This window comes from Methanoculleus sp., assembly GCF_030019085.1.
Classification (GTDB): Archaea; Halobacteriota; Methanomicrobia; order Methanomicrobiales; family Methanoculleaceae; genus Methanoculleus.
Genome location: NZ_JASEFJ010000040.1, coordinates 1 through 5041 on the forward strand (window position 1 = coordinate 1; position 5041 = coordinate 5041).

At 58.0% G+C, this 5041-nt stretch carries 8 protein-coding genes; 6 read left to right on the forward strand and 2 right to left on the reverse strand.

What is annotated here, in order from left to right:
• Positions 1 to 104 precede the first annotated feature (104 nt).
• From QMC91_RS09690 to QMC91_RS09710, 5 genes are all read left to right on the forward strand, one after another.
• Entirely contained in the window at positions 105 to 269 is a 165-nt protein-coding gene (locus tag QMC91_RS09690; RefSeq protein WP_300238040.1) for a hypothetical protein, read from the forward strand.
• Between the two features lie 129 nt (positions 270 to 398).
• Positions 399 to 554: a hypothetical protein gene (locus QMC91_RS09695; protein WP_300238041.1), complete on the forward strand. Its 156-nt coding sequence runs from the start codon at positions 399 to 401 to the stop codon at positions 552 to 554.
• Positions 555 to 559: 5 nt separating this feature from the next.
• On the forward strand, positions 560 to 697 hold the full coding sequence (locus QMC91_RS09700) for a hypothetical protein (RefSeq protein ID WP_300238042.1): 138 nt from the start codon (positions 560 to 562) through the stop codon (positions 695 to 697).
• A gap of 52 nt (positions 698 to 749) precedes the next feature.
• Positions 750 to 1031: a DNA-directed RNA polymerase subunit L gene (locus tag QMC91_RS09705; protein WP_300238043.1), complete on the forward strand. Its 282-nt coding sequence runs from the start codon at positions 750 to 752 to the stop codon at positions 1029 to 1031.
• A 6-nt stretch (positions 1032 to 1037) separates the two neighbouring features.
• Positions 1038 to 1670, forward strand: coding sequence for a class I SAM-dependent methyltransferase (locus tag QMC91_RS09710; protein WP_300238044.1), 633 nt, complete (start codon positions 1038 to 1040; stop codon positions 1668 to 1670).
• Here QMC91_RS09710 and QMC91_RS09715 read toward each other — a convergent pair.
• Positions 1651 to 2268 carry a translation initiation factor IF-2 subunit beta gene (locus QMC91_RS09715; protein WP_300238045.1) on the reverse strand — a complete coding sequence of 206 codons (618 nt, stop codon included), beginning with the start codon at positions 2266 to 2268 and terminating at the stop codon, positions 1651 to 1653. The genes QMC91_RS09710 and QMC91_RS09715 overlap by 20 nt on opposite strands.
• Before the next feature lie 92 nt (positions 2269 to 2360).
• On the opposite strand from QMC91_RS09715, the gene purL reads away from it, so the two are divergent.
• Positions 2361 to 4436: a phosphoribosylformylglycinamidine synthase subunit PurL gene (gene purL / locus QMC91_RS09720; RefSeq protein WP_300238046.1), complete on the forward strand. Its 2076-nt coding sequence runs from the start codon at positions 2361 to 2363 to the stop codon at positions 4434 to 4436.
• Here purL and QMC91_RS09725 read toward each other — a convergent pair.
• A complete protein-coding gene (locus QMC91_RS09725; protein ID WP_300238047.1) occupies positions 4430 to 4927 on the reverse strand; it encodes a flavodoxin in 498 nt (165 codons plus the stop codon). The two genes, purL and QMC91_RS09725, sit on opposite strands and share 7 nt — an antisense overlap.
• Positions 4928 to 5041: the final 114 nt, after the last annotated feature.

Here is a 5041-nt window from a genome sequence, read left to right on the forward strand (position 1 = left end):
CCGGGTAACTCTCCGTTAAAACCCGGGTAAAATGGCAAGTTGCGCCGGAGGCGCGCATACTACCGGAAAAGAGAGATGGGTTTATATGTCAGATCGGTGGTTTGATGGCCTCGTACGACAATACTGTAAAATCTTGTATCACCCGGCACATCGGTATTATCGTCGACCTACCAGCCTTCCAGCGCACATGCCACCAGGCAGTTGCTCTGGGGCTGGATAGCGTCTGGTGTGACTACACTACTCTGAACAGTCGTACAATCTTCCAGTGAGACAATCCAGAGACTCCTGACACCATCCCAATAGATGCGCCCTTTCATCGTATCCCCCGTGCTCAACACGATAGTAGACCCGATGAGGTCAGGGCCGTCAGGATCGCACCGGTGATAGAATGAGGTGAGATGTGTGCACTACAGCCAACCATCGCAGATTGGGGAGAGGGCGTGGGAGAGTTCAACGCGATGGAGAGAAAGGTTATAGGGCGCAACGGCGAGGTCTCAACCTGGGAACGCCGCGTGAGCCCGGGACTTCCTGCTCAGCCCCGCGCACCCTCGTGATCTCTATGAAGACGCCCAAAACCCGCACCCTGACCCTGCTCATCGCCGTCGTCCTCCCGCTGGCCTATCTGACCTACTGGCTCCTGTGGATGAGCGCTCTCACCTTGCCGCGGGAATTATTGCACAGCGGAGCGGGTAGGTAAGATCCCCCTCCCATACCTATATACCCCTCTCAAAACCAAACATAGGGTGCATATGGCCATGAAACTCAAACTTCTGGAGCTTACCGACGAGAAGGCCAGGATCCTCTTTGAGGGTGAAGGCTACACCTACATCGACGCACTCGCAGCAGAACTCCTAAAAGATCCCGGTGTTGATGTGGCGCAGCGCAAACAGGCATTCAAGTTCACTGACCCGGAGCTTGTCGTCACCACCTTCGGGGGTCGGTCTCCTCTAGATGCCATCACTGATGCAGCAAAACGGCTGGGCGGCTACGCCAGCGAGCTCCTCAAGCAGATGGAACCCCTCCAGACGTAAATTGTAATGAAAAAGAGTGCCGAAGGTTTCGCCCGCATCGCCCGTGAGGTCTTCGCCCCAATCTATCCTGTCATCGCGGAGCAGGCACTTGCATGGTCAGGGATAATGGATGGGGTTGCACTCGATATAGGAAGCGGGCCGGGGCTTCTGGCCGTAGCTCTCGCTGAGAAGAGTGAATTATCCGTGATTGCGCTGGACGCCGATCCGGCAATGGCCAGGATCGCGAGGAAGACCGCCGCTGGCGTATCGGACAGGGTTGCTCCGGTCGTGGGCGATGTTCATTGCATGCCGATCGGGGATAACACCATCTCACTGGTTGTCAGCCGTGGATCGATCTTCTTCTGGGAAGACCGCCCGCAGGCATTCCACGAGATCGAGCGCGTCCCCCGGCCGGGCGGATTCGCATTCATTGGCGGCAGTTTCGGGACGCCGGCGCTTCGAAAGAAGATCTTTGCCGAGATGCGGCGGCGAAACCCCGACTGGGACAGCGACATCGCCAGACGAAGCGAGCAGGCGGCCCCAGAGGTTCTCCGTCGCGAACTTGCCGAGAGCGGTGTCCTCCTCGGCCGCATAAGGGAGGAAGAAGAGGGACTCTGGGTAGAGATCCGGAAAAGTCGTATCAGTCCATGCGCTCGGTGAATATGATCGTCCCGGCAATCCGTGTGATCCTCACCTTCACCGTCTGACCCGGTTTTGCGTTTGCAACATACATAGTGTAGCGGCCGAGTTTCACCACACCGTCGCCGCGCTTCGAGAGGAACTGGGGGGTGACATCCATGATAGCACCCTCCGTTGGTTTCGCCCCCTCGGAGGATTCTACCGTTGCTTTCCGCTTCCGGACGGGTCGGTGCCCGCCGCAGGCGTCGCACTGGAGCATCAGAACCCGGTCGGTCTTTACCAGGCGGGTATCGGGCTTCCCGCACTCCGAGCAGATGACATAGTCCTCTACGTAACCTTTTATGATCGAGTTGATCTGCTCCTGCTCGAACTTCCCTGAGAAGATAGCCCGCGTCCCATCGATCTTACCTGCGGTGCCGAGTTCGCCGAGGAGGTGTTTCATCAGGTGGTCCTGGTCGCGCCGCAGTGTACTCGCGATCTCGGCGAAGTTCTCAAGAACAGTGGTCTTCCCCTCGATAAAGACCCTGGCGACTGGAACGGTGAACCGGTCCTCAAACTCCGTCGGTTCAGTGATATTGGTATACGCCTTCTTCAGAAGGTCATCATATGACTGGGTCATACCTCACTATGGATCGCGCAAACTCAAAAAGTGGTTCCCCCACCATGACCTGCGCATGCTTATCTATGTAGGCAACCCACCAGTCTTGCAGTATGTTATCGGCACAGGACCTCGCACTTCTTCGAAAGACCCTCAAACGCGACTTAACCGATGTCGAACTCGCCTGCTTTGAGAACCTCTGGAGCGAGCATTGCAGTTACCGGTCCACGAGACACCTGCTGCGGACGCTGCCCACAGAGGGGCCAGGTGTCCTGCTCGGCCCGGGTGACGACGCTGCAATCGTTCAGTTCAGCGATACCTGTGCCCTCGCTGTCGGGATGGAGAGCCACAACCATCCCAGTTACGTTGACCCATACGACGGTGCAGCGACGGGTGTGGGCGGTATAGTCCGTGATATCTTATCTATGGGCGCCCGCCCCATTGCCCTGATGGACCCTCTATACTTCGGCCCGCTCGAATCTGAGAAAAACCGCTACATCTTCGAGCACGTAGTTGCCGGGGTTGGAGGTTACGGCAACTGTATTGGGGTGCCGGTAGTCCGTGGGGAACTCGTCTTTGAATCTTCCTACTCAGGAAACCCGCTCGTTAACGTCATCTGCATTGGAACCGTGGACCCTGATCGCTACATCACCGCCAGGGTGAAGAAACCTGGCAACCATCTCGTCCTGATAGGATCATCTACGGGGCGGGATGGGCTTGGAGGGGCGTCGTTTGCATCCCGGGATCTTGCCGAGGATGCAGAAGCGGCTGATCGCCCGAGCGTCCAGATCGGTGACCCCTACACCGAGAAACTCCTCATAGACGCGATCCTCGCGATGGCAGAGACCGGAAAAGTTCTCTCCTGTCGTGACCTTGGGGCGGCGGGACTTGCCGGGGCTTCAAGCGAGATGGCAAGCACATTTGGCGCGGTCATCCACGCCGATCGTGTCCACCTCCGGGAGGCAGGGATGACGCCACGGGAGATCATGCTGGCTGAGTCGCAGGAGCGGATGCTCGTAGAGGTGGCTCCGGAGGATGTCCCCCTGATTGGAGCGATCGCTGAGAGGTATGACCTTGCCTGGAGCGACATCGGCGAGGTGGTCGCTGAACCCCGCTACATCGTGAAGTTCCACGGTGAGGTCGTCGCCGATCTCCCGATCGACCTGCTCGTCGGTGGCGTCCCGCCATGTTTCTGGGAGAAGAATCCTTACTCCGCCGAGCGACCCTTCTCCAGGCCAGGGGCGCCATTAAAAGACCTGGTGCTTTCCGTGCTTGCGCACCCGGACGTGGCGCGCAAAGACTGGGTCTACGAACAGTATGATAAGGATGTCCAGGTCAGGTCGGTCTCGCTCGTTCACGACGCCGCCGTCCTCAGGTTGGAGGATATAGCGCTTGTTCTATCATGTGGTTGCAACCCCTCCCAGATCTTCTTAAAACCTTACGATGGAGCGGCAAACGCCGTCGTTGAGAACGCAAGTAACCTTGCCTGTCTAGGCGCCGAACCGCTCTGCATCGTCGATTGCCTGAACTTTGCAAGTCCGGAACACCCCGAGGTCGCATGGCAGATCGAGCAGTGCGTCCTCGGCATGGGAGAGATGGCGCGGAAGATGGGGATCCCCATCGTTGGTGGTAACGTCTCGCTATACAACGAGAGCGACGAGTTCGATACCAGGATCATGCCCACACCCTCGATCGGGATGCTGGGGCGCGGAGATGTCAGGAGATGGGCAGCCCCGATAGAAGGTGATCTCCTCGCTCTGATAGGCCGGACGCTGCCTGATTTCGGAGGGTCCGTTCTTGATGCGCTCACAGGATGTGGCGGCCCCGCACCCTCAATGGCCGATCCGGCAGTTGTCACAACCGTCCGCGACCTGGTCACCACAGGTTCGGTCACGTCGGCAACAGACCTCTCCAGGGGCGGGTTGCTTGCGGCGCTCGCAAAGGTTTCTCCGCGTTCGAAAGTTGTGCTTTCTGGTGATCCTCTTGAGGAACTCTTCTCCGAGACCTGCGGTCGTTTCCTGGTAACCGTCAGGGATGAAGCGGCACTTACAGGGGTGAGGCACCGGATCATCGGTACGGTCGGCGGCGATGCCCTCACTATCCGACTGGAGGAGGGGGGGAGCATCGTGATCACGCCCGAAGAACTTGATGGCGCCCTCTCTACGACCACCCGGACGATGCGTTACTGAGCACTCAAAAACTCTTTTTCTGACCTGCGGATGAGATCGGCAAGGGATTCTATCGCCGCGGCATTCTGCACGTCGCTCTGCGTGAGTGATACGCACCCCCGGACGTCAGCGCCTCTCTCCACAAGCATCGCCTTAATCTTTTCAAGTGTCTCTTGCGGTGAGCCGCGCGATGTACAGAATACAATCGCGCCCTTCCCTTCGACTCCCCGGAGCGCCTCAATGGCAGCGTTGATCGCCGGCGTCGGGTTGCCTGCCCAGACGGGTGATCCGAAGACTATGGTATCGTAGCCGGAGACGTCGATGGCCGCAGGATCAATATCGGCCCTGTGTCGCATTAGCGCCCGCGGGATGCCTTTGAGGTACATCCCTATCTTTGAGTAGCCGGCGCGGTCTTTTACCTCCACCAGATCACCTCCGGTCGCAGCAGCGAGTCGTTCCGCAACAGATCTGGTGTTCCCTGTCTCAGAATGGTATATGATGCAGAGAGACATACCCGGAGATAGTGCGGCCGTGTATAAACCGGTATCGGCCTTAAAAAAACTACATGATACCCGTCAGGGCTACAGGCATACCGGATGAAAATCAGGGGTTATTTTCATACGAAA